The sequence below is a fragment of the Sphingomonas sp. 10B4 genome (genome assembly GCF_035019905.1).
In the GTDB taxonomy this organism is placed as follows: domain Bacteria; phylum Pseudomonadota; class Alphaproteobacteria; order Sphingomonadales; family Sphingomonadaceae; genus Sphingomonas; species Sphingomonas glacialis.
The window spans coordinates 1-262 of the sequence record NZ_JASJVC010000373.1 but is presented as its reverse complement, the minus strand read 5'-3'; the positions used below and the strand labels follow the sequence as shown (position 1 = coordinate 262).

General features: G+C 52.3%; 1 protein-coding gene. It reads right to left on the bottom strand.

All coding sequences use genetic code 11. The features are described from left to right. Window positions 1–102: 102 nt before the first annotated feature. Entirely contained in the window at window positions 103–249 is a 147-nt protein-coding gene (locus QN347_RS20160; RefSeq protein WP_323494454.1) for an aminomethyltransferase beta-barrel domain-containing protein, read from the bottom strand. Window positions 250–262: the final 13 nt, after the last annotated feature.

Sequence of the window (262 nt, the reverse complement as noted above, 5' to 3'; positions counted from 1 at the left end):
ACGATACACCAGTCTGCTGCGCTTGCGTAGATAAATTGTGACATTGTGTCTACTTGCAAATGCATACAAGCGGTGTATCGGTGTGATCAACAGCGCTCCGTTTCAGAGTCCGACGGCGTGGATAATGCCACCACCCAAGCAGACCTCACCATCATACAAGACGGCAGATTGCCCCGGAGTGACGGCCCATTGGTTTGTCTCGAAATGTAAGGCAAAACGATCTTCATCAGCGCCGAAGGTGCAGGCCATATCAGCCTGACGG